Annotated in this window: 26 protein-coding genes and 1 riboswitch; of the genes, 23 read left to right on the top strand and 3 right to left on the bottom strand. The window is 28.2% G+C overall.

Translation table 11 applies throughout. From position 1 onward, the window contains the following. Position 1: 1 nt before the first annotated feature. From rpiB to ACTTA0_RS05215, 10 genes are all read left to right on the top strand, one after another. Positions 2-427: a ribose 5-phosphate isomerase B gene (rpiB, locus tag ACTTA0_RS05260; RefSeq protein ID WP_075506748.1), complete on the top strand. Its 426-nt coding sequence runs from the start codon at positions 2-4 to the stop codon at positions 425-427. Between the two features lie 6 nt (positions 428-433). Next, the gene (gene glyA, locus ACTTA0_RS05255) at positions 434-1,741 is read left to right on the top strand and encodes a serine hydroxymethyltransferase (RefSeq protein ID WP_440676352.1); all 1,308 of its coding nucleotides are present in this window, start codon (positions 434-436) and stop codon (positions 1,739-1,741) included. A gap of 3 nt (positions 1,742-1,744) precedes the next feature. Next, positions 1,745-2,203, top strand: coding sequence for a transcriptional regulator NrdR (gene nrdR / locus ACTTA0_RS05250; protein WP_075506746.1), 459 nt, complete (start codon positions 1,745-1,747; stop codon positions 2,201-2,203). Further along, positions 2,184-3,296 (top strand): bifunctional diaminohydroxyphosphoribosylaminopyrimidine deaminase/5-amino-6-(5-phosphoribosylamino)uracil reductase RibD, encoded by a 1,113-nt coding sequence (ribD, locus tag ACTTA0_RS05245; RefSeq protein WP_440676351.1) that lies wholly within the window; start codon positions 2,184-2,186, stop codon positions 3,294-3,296. Before nrdR ends, ribD begins: the two co-directional genes overlap by 20 nt. Continuing rightward, positions 3,289-3,882 (top strand): riboflavin synthase, encoded by a 594-nt coding sequence (locus tag ACTTA0_RS05240; RefSeq protein ID WP_440676350.1) that lies wholly within the window; start codon positions 3,289-3,291, stop codon positions 3,880-3,882. Before ribD ends, ACTTA0_RS05240 begins: the two co-directional genes overlap by 8 nt. Continuing rightward, positions 3,869-4,969, top strand: a complete 1,101-nt coding sequence (ribB, locus tag ACTTA0_RS05235) for a 3,4-dihydroxy-2-butanone-4-phosphate synthase (RefSeq protein WP_262589161.1) — start codon at positions 3,869-3,871, stop codon at positions 4,967-4,969. Before ACTTA0_RS05240 ends, ribB begins: the two co-directional genes overlap by 14 nt. Further along, entirely contained in the window at positions 4,969-5,358 is a 390-nt protein-coding gene (ribH, locus tag ACTTA0_RS05230; RefSeq protein WP_075506742.1) for a 6,7-dimethyl-8-ribityllumazine synthase, read from the top strand. Before ribB ends, ribH begins: the two co-directional genes overlap by 1 nt. Continuing rightward, positions 5,355-5,756, top strand: a complete 402-nt coding sequence (locus ACTTA0_RS05225) for a transcription antitermination factor NusB (RefSeq protein WP_262589163.1) — start codon at positions 5,355-5,357, stop codon at positions 5,754-5,756. The genes ribH and ACTTA0_RS05225 overlap by 4 nt, the downstream gene beginning before the upstream one ends. Next, positions 5,749-6,708 (top strand): thiamine-phosphate kinase, encoded by a 960-nt coding sequence (gene thiL, locus ACTTA0_RS05220; RefSeq protein ID WP_440676349.1) that lies wholly within the window; start codon positions 5,749-5,751, stop codon positions 6,706-6,708. Before ACTTA0_RS05225 ends, thiL begins: the two co-directional genes overlap by 8 nt. A gap of 76 nt (positions 6,709-6,784) precedes the next feature. Next, positions 6,785-8,890, top strand: a complete 2,106-nt coding sequence (locus ACTTA0_RS05215) for a sodium-translocating pyrophosphatase (protein ID WP_440676348.1) — start codon at positions 6,785-6,787, stop codon at positions 8,888-8,890. Here ACTTA0_RS05215 and bamE read toward each other — a convergent pair. After that, positions 8,877-9,359, bottom strand: a complete 483-nt coding sequence (gene bamE, locus ACTTA0_RS05210; RefSeq protein WP_440676347.1) for an outer membrane protein assembly factor BamE domain-containing protein — start codon at positions 9,357-9,359, stop codon at positions 8,877-8,879. The genes ACTTA0_RS05215 and bamE overlap by 14 nt on opposite strands. On the opposite strand from bamE, the gene ACTTA0_RS05205 reads away from it, so the two are divergent. The 6 genes from ACTTA0_RS05205 to ACTTA0_RS05180 are packed head-to-tail and all read left to right on the top strand — an operon-like array spanning position 9,358 to position 11,872. Continuing rightward, positions 9,358-9,825 carry a ubiquinol-cytochrome C chaperone family protein gene (locus tag ACTTA0_RS05205; RefSeq protein WP_440676346.1) on the top strand — a complete coding sequence of 156 codons (468 nt, stop codon included), beginning with the start codon at positions 9,358-9,360 and terminating at the stop codon, positions 9,823-9,825. The genes bamE and ACTTA0_RS05205 overlap by 2 nt on opposite strands. A gap of 2 nt (positions 9,826-9,827) precedes the next feature. Next, positions 9,828-10,010, top strand: a complete 183-nt coding sequence (rpmF, locus tag ACTTA0_RS05200; protein ID WP_023853776.1) for a 50S ribosomal protein L32 — start codon at positions 9,828-9,830, stop codon at positions 10,008-10,010. A 13-nt stretch (positions 10,011-10,023) separates the two neighbouring features. After that, on the top strand, positions 10,024-11,025 hold the full coding sequence (gene plsX, locus ACTTA0_RS05195) for a phosphate acyltransferase PlsX (RefSeq protein WP_440676345.1): 1,002 nt from the start codon (positions 10,024-10,026) through the stop codon (positions 11,023-11,025). Further along, positions 11,026-11,325 (top strand): HU family DNA-binding protein, encoded by a 300-nt coding sequence (locus ACTTA0_RS05190; protein WP_262589169.1) that lies wholly within the window; start codon positions 11,026-11,028, stop codon positions 11,323-11,325. Next, a complete protein-coding gene (locus ACTTA0_RS05185; RefSeq protein WP_440651442.1) occupies positions 11,318-11,680 on the top strand; it encodes a MerR family transcriptional regulator in 363 nt (120 codons plus the stop codon). The genes ACTTA0_RS05190 and ACTTA0_RS05185 overlap by 8 nt, the downstream gene beginning before the upstream one ends. Continuing rightward, the gene (locus tag ACTTA0_RS05180) at positions 11,681-11,872 is read left to right on the top strand and encodes a 50S ribosomal protein L33 (protein WP_023853780.1); all 192 of its coding nucleotides are present in this window, start codon (positions 11,681-11,683) and stop codon (positions 11,870-11,872) included. A gap of 1 nt (position 11,873) precedes the next feature. Here ACTTA0_RS05180 and ACTTA0_RS05175 read toward each other — a convergent pair whose 3' ends face one another. Beyond that, positions 11,874-12,164, bottom strand: coding sequence for a chorismate mutase (locus tag ACTTA0_RS05175; RefSeq protein WP_440651441.1), 291 nt, complete (start codon positions 12,162-12,164; stop codon positions 11,874-11,876). A 43-nt stretch (positions 12,165-12,207) separates the two neighbouring features. Between ACTTA0_RS05175 and ACTTA0_RS05170 the strand changes: the two genes are divergently transcribed. Further along, positions 12,208-13,233, top strand: coding sequence for a COX15/CtaA family protein (locus tag ACTTA0_RS05170; RefSeq protein WP_440676344.1), 1,026 nt, complete (start codon positions 12,208-12,210; stop codon positions 13,231-13,233). A gap of 27 nt (positions 13,234-13,260) precedes the next feature. Here ACTTA0_RS05170 and ACTTA0_RS05165 read toward each other — a convergent pair whose 3' ends face one another. Beyond that, a complete protein-coding gene (locus ACTTA0_RS05165) occupies positions 13,261-14,589 on the bottom strand; it encodes an O-acetylhomoserine aminocarboxypropyltransferase/cysteine synthase family protein (protein ID WP_440649103.1) in 1,329 nt (442 codons plus the stop codon). Positions 14,590-14,591: 2 nt separating this feature from the next. Further along, positions 14,592-14,658: riboswitch (SAM riboswitch) on the bottom strand. A 141-nt stretch (positions 14,659-14,799) separates the two neighbouring features. On the opposite strand from ACTTA0_RS05165, the gene rplM reads away from it, so the two are divergent. From rplM to ACTTA0_RS05135, 6 genes are read left to right on the top strand one after another with little or no spacing between them, the layout of a single operon-like run. Continuing rightward, positions 14,800-15,258 carry a 50S ribosomal protein L13 gene (gene rplM, locus ACTTA0_RS05160; RefSeq protein ID WP_440676343.1) on the top strand — a complete coding sequence of 153 codons (459 nt, stop codon included), beginning with the start codon at positions 14,800-14,802 and terminating at the stop codon, positions 15,256-15,258. Position 15,259: 1 nt separating this feature from the next. Continuing rightward, positions 15,260-15,697 (top strand): 30S ribosomal protein S9, encoded by a 438-nt coding sequence (rpsI, locus tag ACTTA0_RS05155; RefSeq protein WP_440614345.1) that lies wholly within the window; start codon positions 15,260-15,262, stop codon positions 15,695-15,697. 33 nt (positions 15,698-15,730) lie between these two features. Further along, positions 15,731-16,753: an N-acetyl-gamma-glutamyl-phosphate reductase gene (gene argC / locus ACTTA0_RS05150; protein WP_440676342.1), complete on the top strand. Its 1,023-nt coding sequence runs from the start codon at positions 15,731-15,733 to the stop codon at positions 16,751-16,753. Next, complete coding sequence (locus ACTTA0_RS05145; RefSeq protein ID WP_440676341.1) at positions 16,750-16,974, top strand: hypothetical protein; 225 nt, start codon at positions 16,750-16,752, stop codon at positions 16,972-16,974. The genes argC and ACTTA0_RS05145 overlap by 4 nt, the downstream gene beginning before the upstream one ends. After that, positions 16,971-18,263, top strand: a complete 1,293-nt coding sequence (locus ACTTA0_RS05140) for a homoserine dehydrogenase (protein WP_440676340.1) — start codon at positions 16,971-16,973, stop codon at positions 18,261-18,263. The genes ACTTA0_RS05145 and ACTTA0_RS05140 overlap by 4 nt, the downstream gene beginning before the upstream one ends. Next, positions 18,263-19,165, top strand: coding sequence for an AEC family transporter (locus ACTTA0_RS05135; RefSeq protein ID WP_440676339.1), 903 nt, complete (start codon positions 18,263-18,265; stop codon positions 19,163-19,165). The genes ACTTA0_RS05140 and ACTTA0_RS05135 overlap by 1 nt, the downstream gene beginning before the upstream one ends. Positions 19,166-19,179: the final 14 nt, after the last annotated feature.

The following is a 19,179-nucleotide window of genomic DNA, read 5'->3' as shown; positions in this document are numbered from 1 at the left end:
TTTGAAAAAGATATTTATTTCATCAGACCACGCTGGTTTTAAACTTAAAGAAGCAATTAAAATTTATTTAGAAAAGAAAAAAATTAATTTCCAAGATTTTGGTCCCTCAAATGAGAATAGCGTTGATTACCCAGATTACGCACATAAAGTTGCAAGAAAAGTAAATTCATCAAAAAAAAATATTGGTATTTTGGTATGTGGATCAGGAACTGGAATGAATATTGCGGCAAATAAACATAAAAATGTTAGAGCCGCTCAATGCTTTAATGAAAAATCGACTAAATTATCTAGATTGCATAATGATGCAAATATCATTACATTGGGTTCTAGATTACTAACTAAAAAAAATGCATTAAAATTTATTAGCATTTTTTTAAATACAAAGTTTGAAGGTGGGAGACACTTAAAAAGAGTAAAAAAAATATGATTGATTATGTCTAGTGAAAAAAGTTATTTAAACGATAGTTATAAGAGTTTCTTTGAAGATGGTTTGTCTAGCAAGGACCCTGAATTATATAAAGCTATAAAAGACGAACTCTTAAGACAACAACAACATATAGAATTAATTGCATCAGAAAATATAGTTTCACAAGCAGTTCTTGAAGCTCAAGGATCAGTTTTAACTAATAAGTATGCCGAAGGATATCCTGGAAAAAGATACTATAATGGTTGCGAACATGTAGATGTTGCAGAAAGTCTTGCAATTGAGAGATTAAAAAAATTATTTAATTGTAATTATGCAAATGCACAACCGCACTCTGGAGCACAAGCAAATGGAGCTGTATTTTTAGCTTTATTAAATCCTGGAGATACATTTATGGGAATGAGTTTAAATTCAGGTGGACACATAACACACGGATTGAAAATATCTATGTCAGGTAAATGGTTTAACGCTATAGGTTATGACGTTGATAAAGAGTCTGAGTTGATTGATTATGATAATGTTGAAAGACTTGCTTTAGAACACAAGCCTAAATTAATAATAGCAGGTGGAAGTGCTTATTCTCGAGTAATAGATTTTAAAAGATTTAGAGAAATAGCTGATAAAGTAGGAGCCTATTTAATGGTTGATATGGCACATTTCTCAGGACTTGTGGCTGGTAAAGGTTATCCAAATCCATGTGATTATGCTCATGTTGTAACCTCAACTACACATAAAGTATTTAGAAGCGCAAGAGGTGGAATAATTTTGTCTAATGACGAAGAGCTTGGTAAAAAGTTTAACACAGCTGTTTTTCCTGGTTATCAAGGTGGACCTTTGATGCATATTATTGCTGCTAAAGCTGCTGGTTTTCTAGAAGCTCTTCAACCAGATTTTCAAGATTATATAAAATCTGTTTTAGCTAATGCAAAAATCTTAGCTGAAACTTTGAAAAACAATGGGTTTAAAATTTATTCAGATGGAACTGATACTCATTTAATGCTTGTTGACTTAAGACCTTTTAATGTTAAAGGAAATCTTGCAGCGGAAAGTCTATCAAGAGCTAACATAACATGTAATAAAAATGGAATACCTTTTGATACAGAGAAGCCAATGATTACATCGGGTATTAGATTAGGTGCTCAAGCTGCTACTACACGTGGATTTGGATTAAATGAATTTAAAACCGTAGGTGAATTGATAACAAAAACTATTAAAGGTTTATCTGAAAATCCTGATGATAACAGTAAAGTTGAAAACGAAGTAAGAAATGAAGTTATTAATCTAACCTCATCATTTCCAATATATAAAAATTTATAAATAATGATTTGTCCTTGTGAAAAAAAAGGTGATACATCAGTTGTAGATTCTAGACCAACTGAAGATGGAACTGCAATTAGAAGAAGACGATTATGTATATGCGGTGAAAGATTTACTACCTTTGAAAGAATTCAATTTAGAGAATTAATGGTCGTTAAAAAAAATGGAAGAAAGTCTTCTTTTGACAGAGATAAATTATCTAAATCAATCTATATAGCATTAAAAAAGAGACCAATTGATACCGAAACTGCTGAAAAATTTATAAGTAAAATCTCAAGATCATTAGAAGAACTCGGACAAACAGAAATATCAACTAGTACAATTGGAACAATGGTTATGGAAGGATTAAAAGAGCTTGATCCTGTAGCATATGTGCGTTTTGCTTCCGTTTATAGAAATTTCAGAGAAGAAAAAGACTTTGTGCAATTCGTGGACAGATTAGATGTCTACAAAAAAAGATAATTTTACCAGCAAAGATAAACAATTCATGCAAATTGCCCTCAATTTGGCAATTGCTCGTGAAGGTTTAACCGGAACAAATCCATCCGTTGGATGTGTAATCGTTAAAGATAATAAAATTATATCTATAGGACAAACTTCATACAATGGAAGACCTCATGCTGAACGAAATGCAATTAAAGATTCTATAGAAAATGTTGCTGGCTCAAAGATGTATGTCACATTAGAACCTTGTTGTCATAAAGGAAAAACACCACCTTGTACAAATTTAATAATTAAATCAAAAATATCAGAAGTTATTTATTCAATTTCTGATATTGACGAACGTGTTAGTGGAAAATCTTTTAAAGTTTTGAAATCAAGTAAAATAAAAGTTGGAAAAAATCTTTTAAAAAAAGAAATCAGTCGGTTTTACTATCCTTATTTTTTTAACAGAAAAAATAAAAAACCTTTTGTTACAGGTAAAATTGCTGTTTCAAAGAACAATTTAATTTATAGTAAAGAAAAGCAAAAAATTACTAATATTTATTCTGATAAATTTTCGCATTTTTTAAGATATAAAAATGATACGATATTAATTTCATACAAAACCTTAAATAAGGATAATCCAAAACTTGATTGTAGACTTAAAAGCAAAAATAATTTTTCACCTATAAGAGTTATTTTAGATAATAAGCTAAATTCTAATCCAAACTCTTACTTAATAAAATCTGCAACTAAAATAAAAACAATTATTTTTTATAATGAAGCGTCAAAATCAAAAATCTCGTTATTTAAATCTAAAAAAGTCTTAGTAATCAAATCTAAAATTAATAAAAATAAAGAATTCAAATTAAAAGAGATATTAAAAAAACTTTATTCTTTAGGAAGTAGAAATTTATTGGTTGAAGGTGGAGATATTCTTACAAAATCATTCATAAATGATAAAATTTTTAATAAATTTTATTTGTTTAAAAGTTCAAATAATTTATCTAAAAATACAGAATTTGTTGAATTTAACAGTTTAAATACTTTAAATTCAAAATATAGATATAAGTCAAAATTAAATCTGAAATTAAAAAAAGATAAAATAGAATTATATAAAAATTATGTTTAACGGAATTATATATAACCAAGGTACTGTCAAAAAAATTACTAGCAGACCAAAAGGCATCAATATATTTGTTAAAAGTAACTTAAAGGTTTCATTAAAAGATATGGGATTGTCAGTTGCATGTGATGGTGTATGTCTCACACTAATTTCCTATAAGTCAAAAATAATGGAATTTTATTTATCTAATGAAACTTTAATTAGGTCTAAATTTAAATTTCTCAAAACAAATGATGTTTTGAACTTAGAATTACCTTTGAAATATGGAACTAAAATTTCTGGCCATATTTGTCAGGGTCATGTGGATACGGTTGGAATAGTTAATAGTATTAATAAAATAGATAAATCTTATCTTTTTGATTTTGAGATACCAAAAAAAGAAAGAAAACATTTGATAGAGAAGGCCTCAATATGTGTAAATGGCATCTCTCTTACAATTTCAAAAATTACAAAAAAAGGTTTTCAAATTTGGATTATTCCCCATACTTATAAAGAAACCAATTTATCTACTTTAAAAAAATCTAGTTTGGTAAATATTGAGATTGATATCTTGTCTAAATATGTAAGAAATTATTTTAATGACAAAAAATAATTTTGCATCAATAGAAACTATTATTAGCATTGCCAGAAAAGGTGGAATGTTCATATTGGTTGATGATGAAAAAAGAGAAAATGAAGGCGATTTAGTAATATCGACATCGGATACCAATTCTAAAAATATAAATTTTATGGCCAAATATGGCAGAGGTTTAATTTGTTTAGCTCTAGATAGTGTTCAGGCAAAAAAATTAAACCTTTCATTAATGTCACCAATTAATCAATCAAGAAATAAAACTGCATTTACCATTTCTATCGAAGCTAAAAAGGGAATTACAACAGGAATTTCAGCGAAGGATAGAGCCAAAACAATTAAAGTTGCTTCAAAGAAAAATGCTAACAAAAATGAAATTGTATCTCCGGGTCATGTGTTTCCAATAATAGCAAAAGACGGAGGTGTACTTGTAAGAGCTGGGCATACAGAAGCTTCAGTTGATATCTCAAAATTAGCAAAAAAAAATAATTCAGCTGTAATTTGTGAAATTATGAACGAAGATGGAACAATGGCTAAAGGTAACGATTTATTTAATTTTGCAAATAAGCATAAACTTAAAATAGGTAAGATTGAAGATTTGATTGCTTATAGACTTAAAAAAGAAAAATTAATTAAATTAAAAAAACAAAGCTCAATAATTGTAAAAGATCAAAAGTATAATATTCGAATTTATGAAAATTTAATTGATGGTGCAGAACATTTTGCTCTAATTAAAGGAAAAATAAAAAAGGGTATTACCCCAAGGGTAAGAGTGATCTCTTCAAATGTAGTTCAAAATTATTTAATTAATCAACAATTACCAAACTCATTTAACAAAACTTTGAATTATTTTAAAAAATATAACAATTGTGTATTAATCTTTATTAAAGACTCTAATTTAAAATCTGTAACACAAACTCTAAAAGATTATAAAAATAAAGATTTTTATAAAAAGGGTAATGATAAATTAATAAGAAATTACGGAATTGGAGCTCAAATTATAAAAGATTTGAAAATTAAAAATATGATATTAATCACAAAATCTCCAAAAAAAGTTATTGGTTTAGATGGTTATGGTATAAAAATTACTAAACAAGAATTGATATAATGAAGAAAAAAATTTTGATTGTTATAGCTGATTATTACAAAGATATTGCAGATGGACTACTTAAAAGTGCTTTAAAATTAATTTCAAAAAAAAATAATATAAAAGTTATTAATGTTCCAGGAGCTTTTGAAATCCCAGTAACTATTTCAAAAAATATAAATAAGCATGATGCCTTTTTAGCTTTAGGCTGTGTTATTAAAGGTCAAACTCCTCACTTTGATTTTATTTCTCAAGCAGCAACTAATGGTATTATGGAATTATCAATTTCAAGCAAAAAACCAATTGGGAATGGAATAATTACTTGTTTGAATATGTCTCAAGCTAAAGCAAGAAAGAAAAAAGGTGCGGAAGCAGCTGAAGCAGTAATTTCTGTTCTATCTCAAAAATGAGAACACATTTTAATCCAAAAAATAATCCTAGGGTTATAATAATTCAAAAACTGTATGGTAAATTTTATAACGAGGATGATGAATTACAGTTTCCAAAACATAGATTTAAAAAATTTATTAAAGATATTGTGCTAGGAACTATTGAAAGAAATGATCTAATTATAGATGAATTAAAAAATAAATTAGGCGATGAATTTGTCTTTGAAAATTTAGATAAGGTTTTTCAAACTATTTTAAAAGCTGCTACATATGAATTAATGTACAAACCTAATTTATCCTTAAACATCATTATTAAAGAGTATTTAAATTCATCAAATTATTTCTTAGAAAATTCACAAACTAAGTACCTAAATGCTTTACTTGATAATGTTGGAAAAAAATTAAGAACAAATGCATGAATTTGAATTAATAAATAATTATTTTTCTAATATTTCTAAAAAAAATAAAGCTGCTTTAAGTTTAAATGATGATGTTTTTTTTGATAAAAAAAAAGGATTAGCTATTTCAGTAGACACATACAACATAGGTACGCATTTTATAGATTTTAAAAGACCAGATTTAGTTATTAAAAAAATTTTAAGATCTTCAATTTCTGATTTGATTTGTAAAGGAGTTAAGCCAAAATATTATTTTATTGCTGGATCAGGTAACAAAAAAAACTTTACAAAAAACAATCTAAAAAAAATATCCAATTCTTTAAGGGAAGAGCAAAAAAAATATGATTTATTATTAGGAGGAGGGGATACAACTTTTTCTAATAAACTTAGCTTTACTATAACCTCAGTTGGTTACTCAAAAAAAATAATCTATAGAAATCAATCTAATGTAAATAATGATATATATGTTACAGGAAATTTAGGTGATAGTTTTATCGGACTACAGATTTTAAAAAATAAAATTAAGTTGAATAAATCTAAAACTAAGTATTTTATCAATAAATATTATATGCCAGATATCCAAAATAAGTTTTCTAAAAATTTACTTTCTCTAGCAACAAGTTCTATGGATATATCTGATGGTTTAATCGCAGATTTGAATAAATTAATAAACAAGCAAAATGTTTCTTATAAAATTTATGAAAAATTTATTCCTGTATCAAGAAATCTTAACAACCTAATTAATAGAAAGAATTTAAATAAAATTGATTTAGTTTCTAATGGAGATGATTATCAAATTTTGTTTACTGCTAACCCAAACAATGCCAGAATCATTTATAAATTAAGTAAATCTCTTGGTGTAAAAATTTCTAAAATAGGAACTATTTTATACGGTAAAAACAAATCTGTAATTTTAGATCAAAAAGGCAGAGAAATCGCCAATAATGTAGGTGGTTATATCCACCAATTTTGAAGTTAATTATTGTCTTTTTTGACTTTTTTTGTATTGTCCGGGCTTAAAAAATTAACAACCAACAACTAAGGGTTATATGAACGCAACTGTCGAAACTATCTTATTATACACAATCGGAGCTGGTTTTTTATCTATCGTTTATGGATTTTTAACTGGAAAAAACATTTTAAATTCAAGTGCGGGAAATGCAAAAATGCAAGATATTGCTTCAGCTATTCAAATCGGAGCAAAAGCTTATCTAGCAAGACAATACAAAACAATTGCAATTGTTGGTGCAGCTGTTCTTGTAATTGTTAGTATTGCATTTAGCCCATTAGTTGGTCTTGGTTATTTAATAGGCGCAGCATTATCTGGTATTGCAGGTTATGTTGGTATGTTAGTTTCTGTACAAGCTAATGTTAGAACTGCTGAAGCTTCAAGAAAAGGTCTAGCTCAAGGTCTTTCTGTAGCTTTTAAATCTGGTGCTGTAACTGGTATGTTGGTTGCTGGTTTGGCATTGTTGGCAATAGCAGTTTATTATTTTTTATTATTGAAATTTGAAGTGGATGAAAGAGAAATAGTGAATGCTCTTGTTGCTTTAGGGTTTGGTGCTTCTTTGATTTCAATTTTTGCAAGATTAGGTGGAGGTATTTTCACTAAAGGTGCAGATGTAGGTGCCGATCTAGTTGGTAAAGTTGAAGCCGGTATTCCTGAAGATGATCCTAGAAATCCAGCTGTAATTGCAGATAACGTTGGAGATAATGTTGGTGACTGTGCAGGAATGGCAGCTGATTTATTTGAAACATATGCGGTTACTATTGTTGCTACCATGGTTTTATCATCAATTTTCTTCGTAGGTGATCTCAATATGATGATTTATCCTCTTACGATTGGTGCTGCTTGTTTATTAACATCTATTATAGGTACATTCTTTGTTAAACTTGGAAAAGACAACAATGTGATGAACGCATTGTATAAAGGATTTATTGTTTCTGCTGTTGCATCATTGGCTATTCTTTGGCCTGTAACAGATCACGTTATTGGTTTTACAAATGAATACACTGTTAATGGAAAAACGTTTAATGGAATGGATTTATATTATTGTGGAGTAATTGGTTTAGTTATTACTGGTTTGTTGATCTGGATTACAGAATATTACACAGGTACAAATTATAGACCTGTTAAATCTGTAGCTTTATCATCAACAACTGGTCATGGAACTAATGTTATTCAAGGTTTAGCTGTATCAATGGAAGCGACAGCTATACCTGCGTTAATCATTGTTGCAGGTATATTAATTACAAATTCTATTGCTGGCCTATTTGGTATTGCAATTGCTGTAACAACAATGTTAGCGTTAGCTGGAATGGTTGTTGCGTTAGATGCTTATGGTCCAGTAACTGACAATGCTGGAGGGATCGCGGAAATGTCTAACTTGGATAAAAAAGTTAGAAAAACAACTGATGCTTTAGATGCCGTTGGTAATACTACAAAAGCTGTAACAAAAGGATATGCGATTGGTTCTGCAGGTTTAGGTGCACTAGTTTTATTTGCAGCTTACACTGAAGATATCAAACATTTTTCTAAAGAAGCAGGTTCTGCTCTTGAAGGTATTGTTGTAACTTTTGATTTATCAAATCCATATGTTGTTGTTGGTTTATTAATTGGTGGAATGTTACCTTACTTATTTGGTTCTATGGGAATGCAAGCTGTAGGTAGAGCTGGTGGAGCTGTAGTTGTAGAAGTTAGAAGACAATTTAAAAAATTTCCTGGTATCATGAAAAGAAAACAAAAACCTGACTACGCAAAATTAGTTGACTTGTTGACTGTTGCTGCAATTAAAGAAATGATAATCCCATCATTATTACCAGTGTTATCACCTGTAGTTTTATATTTTATAATTCTATCAATAGGTGGTCAGGTAGCTGCGTTAGCTGCAGTTGGAGCTATGCTGTTAGGAGTTATTATTACTGGACTATTTGTGGCAGTTTCTATGACTGCTGGAGGTGGCGCATGGGATAATGCTAAGAAATATATTGAAGATGGAAACCATGGTGGAAAAGGTTCAGAAGCTCATAAAGCTGCTGTAACAGGTGACACTGTTGGAGATCCATATAAAGATACAGCAGGTCCTGCTGTTAATCCAATGATTAAGATTACAAATATTGTAGCTTTATTATTATTAGCAGTTATCGCTTCATAAGTTCTTTACGTCTTTTGGCCCTCTGTCCAAGAGGGTCATCAAGCTTTTGCCTCATACTGCTCATGAATTCATAAATAAATGAATTTTTTCTAAATCCTGATTGTGTAGTTGCTTCACTTATTTTAATATTTTCCATATCATCTTTATTATAAAAATTTTTTTTTTGAAGAATTCCATAATCATCAATTTCTAAAACAAGAATATCATTTTTGAATATTTTCATTCTTCCAAGGTTTTTTAATCTTGATTGTGTTTGTTTTCTTTCTATATATATCCAAACATCATTATCAAATTTACTAGTAGTTGATGGATATCCAATAAATTTGACGATATCGTTTTTATTTGTTTTATTAACAATAAGTTTTAATTGTTTTTTTTCTAATGAAGGTACACCATGATGTTTTACCACAGGTTTAAAAGAGCAATTTGAAAGTATTAAAAATAAAAGAAATATATATAATTTATTCATGAGCAATTCGTATCTACATATTTATAATAATTTAATTAATTTCACTAGAAATAAAGATTTATATAAGGATTTAAATAGAGAAGATAGTTTTTCTGATAGATTAACTTTATTTTTACTTCATTTTTCTTTTTTTCTCAAAAATTATAAAAATGAAGAAAATAAAAAAAAATTACAAGAAATTTATGACTTCAACTTCAGGCAATTGGAATTGAGCATTAGAGAAATAGGATATGGAGACCAGTCCATAAATAAAAAAATGAAAGATTATATTAATTTGTTTCATTCCATGGTTTCTGAGATTCATTTTTGGGACGAGTTATCGAAATCAGATAAAATTGAAAAATTATCAATATTTTTAGAAGATTTTAATAATATTAATGATTTACTTGATTATTTTGATGAATTTAACTTAAATTTATCAAAAAAAACTTTGAATTATTATTTAAAAAGTGTAAGTAACCCATAATTATGGCTGTACCGAAACGAAAACAAACTCCATCCAGAACTGGAATGAGACGGGCACAAACAATGAAATTTTCAACTAAAAATATAGTTGAGGATAAAAAATCAGGTGAATACAGGCTTTCTCATCATCTAGATTTAAAAACTGGCATGTATAAGGGTAGACAAGTTTTAGACCCAAAAGAATAGTATAATTATCTTAATGTCCGAAAAAATTAAAATTGCAGTTGATGCAATGGGAGGTGATGGTTCACCAAAAAAAGTAATTGATGGTATTATTTATAACCATCAATCAAATAAAAACATTTTTTACAAAATATTTGGAGATAAAAGTAAAATTTCTCCATTAATTGAAAATAAAATTAATAAAGAGTTCTATGAAATTTTCCATACAGAAAATTCAATTAAAAGTACAGACAGTCCTTTAGAGGGAGCAAAAAGAGGAAAAGACACAAGCATGTGGCTTGCTATTCAAAGCGTTAAAGAAAAGCAGGCTGATATAGTTATATCTGCTGGTAATACTGGTGCTCTATTAGTTGTATCAAAATTGAATCTTAAAATGATTGAAAATATAGATAAACCAGCACTATCTGCGCTGTGGCCAAATAAAAAAGGCATGAGTGTTGTACTAGATCTTGGGGCCAATATTGAATGCAGTGCAAAAAATTTAAGTGATTTTTCTTCGATGGGAGCTGCACTTTATAACTCTTTATATCCAGATGAAATTGCCAATGTTGCTTTATTGAATATTGGTTCAGAAGAATTAAAGGGTAATGATGTAATAAAAGAAACATATCAAATTCTTAATGACAAAAAATCTGAAAATTTTAATTTTTCAGGATACATCGAGGGTAATCACATAATGGATGGTGAAGTTGATGTAATTGTATCTGATGGATTTACTGGAAATGTAGCATTAAAAACAGCTGAAGGGACAGCAAATTTTATTACAAGTGAATTAAAAAAAGCGATGACTGGAAATTGGATAGGAAAACTATCTTCTCTTTTAAACATTTCAAATTTAAAAAAATTTAAAAAAAGATTAGATCCAAGACTGTATAATGGTGCAATTTTTATAGGTTTAGACTCTCCTGTAGTAAAAAGTCATGGTGGTACCGATTACGTTGGTTTTGCTAACTCATTAGATGTTTGTCATAGAATTGTTAAAGGTAATTTGATAGAAAAGATTAAACAGAATCTTTAAATGAGAATAAATTTAACTAAAAAAGATTTAGTTAATTTAGTTTATATGCAACTAGGTTTTTCTAAACAGATTTCAGAAAATCTAATTGATGATTTTTTATCAACAATTGTTTCCAATATTAAATCTGAAAAAAAGCTAAAATTATCTAAATTTGGAACTTTTTCTATTAGACAAAAAAAAAGTAGAATTGGTAGAAACCCAAAAACTAAGGAAACTAAAGTAATAACTAGTAGGGATGTTGTTTTATTTAAACCTTCAAAAGAATTTAAAGAGTTTATAAATCTTAAAGATTATGGATAAAGCTGATCAAGCTTATAAAACTATTGGTGAGGTTGCTAAAATTTTAGACTTAAAAGTCAATAAGAAGGGTTCTTTGCCTACTCACATAATAAGATTTTGGGAAACACAGTTTAAACAAATCAAGCCAAAAATTCTTAATTCTAATAGAAGATACTATGATGAAAAAAATATTGATCTTCTTAAGAAGATTAAATATTTGCTTAAAGATCAAGGAATGACAATTAATGGAGTTAAAAAGATCCTTGATAATGAAGATACTTTAAAGCTTGACGAAATGGCAGATAAATCTATAAAAGCTGAAAAATTAAAAAATAAGTTAACTAAAATATCAAATATTTTAAAAACATTAAAATAAATGGCGAAAAAAACACACGTAAAAGTTAGAATGGTACCTGAAGCTAAACCAGATAGTCCTTATTTTTACTATGTAAAAAAACCAGCAGGTGGTGAAAAAGCAAAAGTAAAATTATCTGCAAAAAAATACAATCCTGACACTAGAAAACACGAAATGTTTGTGGAGAAAAAACTTCCACCGCACAGTAAATAATTTATTTTTTTTTAAAATTTCTTCTTTCGTAATCAATATAAGACCAAATCATATTTTTCCAAATACGATTAGTTATCTTTGGATCAATGCCTTGTTTTAATGATTTTGCTTTAATTTTTTTTAAAATAAAATTAATTCTTTTCTTATCTACGATTTCTTTTTTAAATTCTTTAAGTTTTAAAACTTCCTCAACTAGATTTGTTCTATATTTAATAAGTGATAACAGTTTATTATCTAATTTATCTAGCTTAACTCTTATTAAATCTAGTTTTTTTTTATTATTTGGCGACATTTAATTTATTGGAATACTTAATAATTATTATATTTATTTGAGCATGTACAGTGAGAATAATCATTTAAATAATCAACTTAAATTGTGGATGCTATCATTATTAGTTTTAGTTTCTTTAATAATATTGGTAGGAGGCTTGACTAGATTAACTGACTCTGGTCTATCAATTACTACTTGGGAATTATTTGTTGGTTTTTTTCCTCCTTTTACAAATGAAAAATGGTTGGAATATTTTAGTTTATATAAAACAATTCCTGAATACAGCCAACAAAACTTCAATATGACTCTTGACGAATTCAAAGTAATATTCTGGTGGGAGTGGGGACACAGGCAGTTAGGGAGAATAATTGGTTTAACTGTATTACTCCCAATGGTTTATTTTTCATTAAAACAAGGAGTTTGGATTATAAAAAAATATGGACTTATTTTTTTACTGGTTTGTTTTCAAGGATTTTTAGGTTGGTACATGGTATCTAGTGGATTAGTTGAAAGAATTGATGTTAGTCATTATAGACTTGCAATACATTTGGTAACAGCTTTTATCATTTTATCAATTGTATATTGGCAATTTTTAAAGTTATCATCCTCTTCAAATCAAACAGTTTCTATTAATCTTTTTATAGTAAAAATTTTTTTAGTCTTATTATTTTTGCAACTAATTATAGGTGCTTTTGTTTCTGGTATGGATGCTGGTAAAATTTATAACACTTGGCCATTGATGGGTGTTAATTATTTTCCTGATGATAGTAGTTTTAAAGAGTTTTTGAATTTAAAAGTTTTTGATAATCCCTCAATTGTTCAATTTATACATAGAAATTTAGCATACTTAATTATCGTCATTTATGCCCTAATCCTCTTTAAAGTAATTAATACTGGAAACAAAAAATTATACAAGCCTATCACAGTAATTGGTTTGACTTTGGTATTTCAAATTTTTCTTGGAGTGATAACTATTTTATCTGGAGTAAAAATGTTATTTGCATCTTTACACCAGATAAATTCTATTTTGATAATACTTTCAACTTTGTATTTTATATTTATCATAAAATACAAAAGACAGATTAATTAATTTCTATTTGTAGACATATAAATAAATTTAACTAACTGCCTTTAAATTACCTTTTGATGATTTGTCTAAAGCTTGATCTAAATCATCAATGATATCATCAATATGTTCTAAACCAATACAAAGCCTAACATATCCTGGCGTTACACCTGAAGCAGCTAATTCATCCTCATTTAATTGACTGTGAGTAGTTGTTGCTGGGTGTATTGCTAAACTTCTAGCGTCACCTATATTTGCAACGTGGTAAAACATTTTTAAAGCCTCAATGAATTTTTTACCAGCTTCGATACCACCAGCTAATTCAATACCAACTAAAGCACCATTACCATTTTTCAGATATTTTTTTGCTCGACTTGATATCTCTTCATTATGTTCAGTGGAATAAATTACTCTCTCAACAGCTTTATGATTTTTTAAGTACTCTACAACTTTTGCGGCATTATCACAGTGTTGTTTCATTCTTAAAGCAACTGTTTCAAGTCCTTGTATGACGCCAAATGCATTATCTGGTGAAAGTGCTGATCCTAAATCTCTTAACAAGGTTACTCTTGCTCTTACTGCAAAAGCAACATTTGCACCTGTTAATTCGGGCACAGCTTTACCCCAAACAACACCTCCATAACTTGCATCAGGTTCATTAAATAGTGGCTGTCTTTTTGGATCTGCTGTCCAATCAAAATTTCCACCATCTACTAGTGCACCTCCAACTACTGTTCCATGACCTGCTATATATTTTGTTAAAGAATAAACAACCACAGCAGCACCATGTTCAATTGGTTTACAAATTACAGGGGCAGCAGTGTTATCCAAGATTAATGGAATGTTATATTTTCTACCAATATCCGAAACTTCTTTAATTGGAAAAACTCTTAAATATGGGTTTGGTAATGTTTCTCCATAAAAAGCTCTAGTTTTATCGTCTATTGCTTTTTCAAAGTTTTTTGGATCTGACGGATCTGCATACCTTACTTCTATACCAAGCTTACTTAAAGTATGCGTAAATAAAGAAACTGTTCCACCATAAAGATCTGTTGAACTAACAATATTATCTCCGGCTTGAGCAACGTTTAATATTGCAAAAGTAGACGCTGTTTGACCAGAAGCTACAGTTAAACTTGCAAGACCACCCTCAAGAGCAGCGATTCTCTTTTCCAACACATCGTTAGTTGGATTCATTATTCGTGTATAGATGTTTCCAAACTCTTTTAACGCAAATAAATTAGCTGCATGTTCAGTGTTATTAAATTGATACGAGGTTGTTCTATAAATTGGAACTGCTACTGAATTTGTAGCTGGATCACTTCTGTAGTCTCCACCATGTATCGCAATAGTTTCTGGATTATTTCTTTTTGTACTCATTTTTACTCCTTTTTTAGTGCTTTTGCTTTATGCAAGGCGCACAATACAGTTCAAATGCCTACCGATTATAATTTTATGAAAATTCCATTTTAGCAGTTTTATGCCCGCAATAGGATCAAATCGGCAAGTGATAAATAGCATATTAGTTATGTTTTACAAGCTAAATATAAAATTGACTTTGAATAATTTAATAGTATTAATCCTCGCACAATGACAAAATTCACAAAAAAAGATCAAGTTACTTCGTCTTGGTACGAGATAGACGCAAAAAATGCAGTTGTTGGAAGATTAGCGACTGTTATATCTAATATTATTAGAGGCAAAAATAAGACTACTTATACACCTCACATGGATGATGGAGATTTTGTTGTAGTAAAAAATATCGAACAAGCAAAATTTACTGGCAAGAAGTTTCAAAACAAAAAATACTATAGACACACAGGACATCCTGGTGGAATTAAAGTTACCACACCAGAAAAACTTCATGAAAAAAAACCTGGAGAAACTTTGAAATTAGCAGTTAAAAGAATGTTGCCTGGTGGTGTTTTGGGTAGAAAACAACTAACAAAATTAAAAATTTATTCTGGAAGTGAGCATCCACATGCTGCACAAAACCCAAAAGTTATAGAATTAGATAAACTAAACAATAAAAACATTGCAAGAAATTAATATGGAAAACGTACAATCAAACACAAAAACTCCTAAATTAAAGTTAGACTTTAAAGATAGTAAGTACGCGACAGGTAGAAGAAAAACTTCAATAGCAAAAGTTTGGTTAAAAAAAGGTTCTGGTAAAATTTATGTTAATGGCAAATTATATAATGAGTATTTTGCTGATGAAATTCACAAAATGCAAATTACAAGACCTTTTGAAATTATAAATCAAGCTACAGATTATGATGTTAGATGTAGTGTAAAAGGTGGCGGACCTACAGGTCAAGCTGGAGCAATGGTTCATGGTATTTCTAAAGCTTTGGTTCTCTTTGATGAAAATTTAAAAACAACATTGAAAACTGAAAAGCTTACAACCAGAGATTCTAGAGCTGTTGAGAGAAAAAAACCTGGTAGAAGAAAAGCTAGAAGAAGCTTCCAGTTTTCTAAAAGATAATTTTTTTTACAATTTAAACTGCTATAATAAAAAATGCCTAAGCTTAATGCATTAGTTGCCGGATCTACAGGATATATTGGTGTTCAATTAATTAAGTTATTAATTAACCATAAATATATTAATATTAAATATCTATGTGGAAACTCGTCTGTTGGAAAAAATATTTCTAATTATGATAAATCTCTGTCAAAAAAAAAATTACCTAAAATCGTAAAATTTAATCCTAAACTGCTAAATGGTATTGATGTTGTCTTTACAGCTCTACCAAATGGTGAAGCTCAAGATATAGCAAAAAAACTTAATGATAATGTTACTTTAATTGATTTAGCAGCAGATTTTAGATTAAAAAAAGCTAATGATTATTTAAAATGGTATAAACAAAAACACCGAGCTCCAAAATTACAGAAGAAAAGCATTTATTGTTTACCCGAAATAAATCGCGATGAATTAAAAAATCACAATATAATTTCATGTCCAGGATGTTATCCAACATCAATATTATTACCTCTTGTTCCGCTAATTAAAAAAAAATTAGTTAAATTAGACAATATAATCATTGATTCAAAATCTGGATATTCTGGCGCCGGTAGAGGAGTTCATAAAAAATATAAAGATAAGAATTTATACGAGTCTTTGAGTGCTTATGGTGTTGGTTTTCATAGACATAATTCTGAAATTCATCAATTTTTAAGCAAATTTACAAATAAAAATTTTCAATTTAGTTTTACTCCACATTTATCTCCAATGTTTAGAGGTATATTAAGTACAATTTATTTAGATTTAGAAAAAAATGTTAATCAATCAAAAATCATCAAAACACTTGAGATGTCTTATAAGGGTGAAAATTTTGTTAAAATATTAGACTCTGATAAACTCTTGAGCACAAATGATGTTATAAATACAAACAATTGCTTTATCACAGTGTGTAAATCAAAATATAAAAACAAAATAATCATTATTTCTGCAATAGACAATTTAATAAAAGGCGGAGCAGGTCAGGCTGTACAAAATTTAAATAATAAATTTAATTTTCCTGAAAGAACTGCTTTAAAATGAAATATTTGTTAATTATTTTTCTAATTTTTTTATGTAATTGCTCTTTAAATAAAGATTCTCGGTATTGGACAGAACATCCAGCTGAAAATAAAAAAAATCAAAAAAAAATAACTGAAATACTTAAAAAGTCAGACGATATAACAAAAATGACATTAGAAGAATATGAGATTTATATAGATGACTATACAAAAAAAAGTAAATATCCAGATATAAGCAAATGAATAATATAGTAAATGTTGCAGTTGTTGGACTTGGTCGAGTTGGTAATTATTTATTCAATGAACTAATTGCTAAAAAAAAAGATATTGAACTTAAAACAGGCAAAAGAGTTAACGTAGTAGCTATTTCTGCAAAAAATATAAATAAAAAAAGAAAATATAAAATTAATAGAAAAATTTTTTATAAAAACCCTTTTGATATTTTTAAAAAAGAAAAAGTTGATATATTATTTGAAGTAATTGGACAATCTGATGGGGTTTCTAAAAAATTAGTTGAAACTGCTTTAAAGAATAAAATTCATGTAATTACTCCAAATAAAGCTTTAATTTCAAAACACGGAAATAATTTAGCAAAACTAGCTGAAAAAAATAATGTCAATTTAGAATTCGAAGCATCTGTTGCTGGTGGGATACCAATATTGAGATCTATTAAAGAAGGATTAGCTACTAATAAATTATCTAAAGTTTATGGAATTTTAAATGGTACTTCAAATTATATATTATCAGAGATGGAAAATTCTGAGCAAAATTTTGTAGATGTTTTGAAAAAAGCTCAACTGCTTGGATATGCAGAACCAGGTAATCCAAAATTAGATTTAAATGGTTTTGATGCATTTGCAAAAGTGAGAATTTTATCCGCTTTGGCTTTTAATAGTAAAATATCAAATAAAAAATGTTTAATGGAAGGAATAGAAAAGATTGATTTAAAAGATATTAAAATTGCAAATCAATTAGATTTAAGAATTAAACTACTGGGTATCTCTGAACTCAAAAACAATGAACTTTTTGAAACTGTTCATCCATGTCTTGTAAGTAAAAAATCATATATTGGTAATGTAAATGGAGTAATGAATGCAGTGATCCTTAATGGCAAGCCAGTAGGAGAAAGTGTGTTACAAGGGGAGGGTGCTGGACCAGGTCCCACTTCATCATCTTTATTATCTGACTTATTATCTATTTTAAGAGGAAACATTAAAAAGCCATTTGGTGTAAGTGTAAATAAGCTTAAAACTTTAAAGACTTACAACGTAAATAATTATGTTAATTCTCTATATTTAAGATTTGAAGTTAAAGATAAACCAGGCGTTTTATCTCAAATAACCAATCGTTTAGCTAAATATAAAATTTCTGTAAAAAGATTAATTCAAACTCCAGATAAAAAAAATAATAAAGCTACAATCGTTATAGTTACTCATAAAACCACAGAATTAAATTGTAATAGCTGTTTATCTATATTTAAAAAAAATAAGAATATCTTAAAATCACCTACGTTAATTAGATTGCTTGATTAATGGAAATATATTTCAAACTTATTGAAGTATTATTTCCTGTATTTTTTGTTGTTGGGATTGGATATTATCTTGGTAAGAAAAAACCAGATTTCGATAATTCCTTTATAACTACTTTTGCCTCAAATGTTGGTACGCCTGCAATGGTTATATATTCTATTACTTCTACAGGTATAACATTTGAACAATATACCAGTTATTTTATTTATTATTTAATTGCTATTGCTGGTTTTGGTTTAACAGGCATAATTATTTTATATCTATTAAAAACTAAAGATATCATTAGAGAAATCCCAGTATTTCTTCTTCCTAATAATGGAAATATGGGTATTCCTATTTGTCTTTTTGCTTATGGTTCACAAGGTTTAGGAATAGCTGCATCAATATCTTCTCTTATAATTTTACTTCACTTTACATTAGGAGTGTTTCTAGCCGACAGAAAATTTGACTTTAATATTTTAATTAAAAATCCACCTTTTTACGCAATTATATTTTCAGTTACTTTTATTTATTTTGACTTGGAGATGCCCAAGGCAATTATTAATTTAACTGAATTGTTAACATATACAGCAATTGTTTTAATATTAATGTCGTTAGGAATTGCATTAACAAAATTAAAAATTTTTTCTTTCACTAATTCAATAATTGCCTCTATAGGAAGAGTAATCATTGGACCCATAATTGGTTTTTTAATTATAATTTTTTTCGATCTTTCTGGATTTGGTGCAGGTGTAATTTTAATTCAATCTGCTATGCCAAGCGCTATTTTAAATTATTTAATTGGATCTATGTACTCACCAAAGGAAATAGTAGATAACATCGCTAGCACAATTGTTGTTTCTACATTAATGTCATTTATTACAGTTCCAATAGTTGTATTCTTTGCTTTAAAATACTTCTATTAGGATATATCTTTCAG

Source organism: Candidatus Pelagibacter sp. HIMB1593 (assembly GCF_052047755.1).
Lineage (GTDB): Bacteria > Pseudomonadota > Alphaproteobacteria > Pelagibacterales > Pelagibacteraceae > Pelagibacter.
This window is presented reverse-complemented; position numbering and strand designations above follow the sequence as displayed.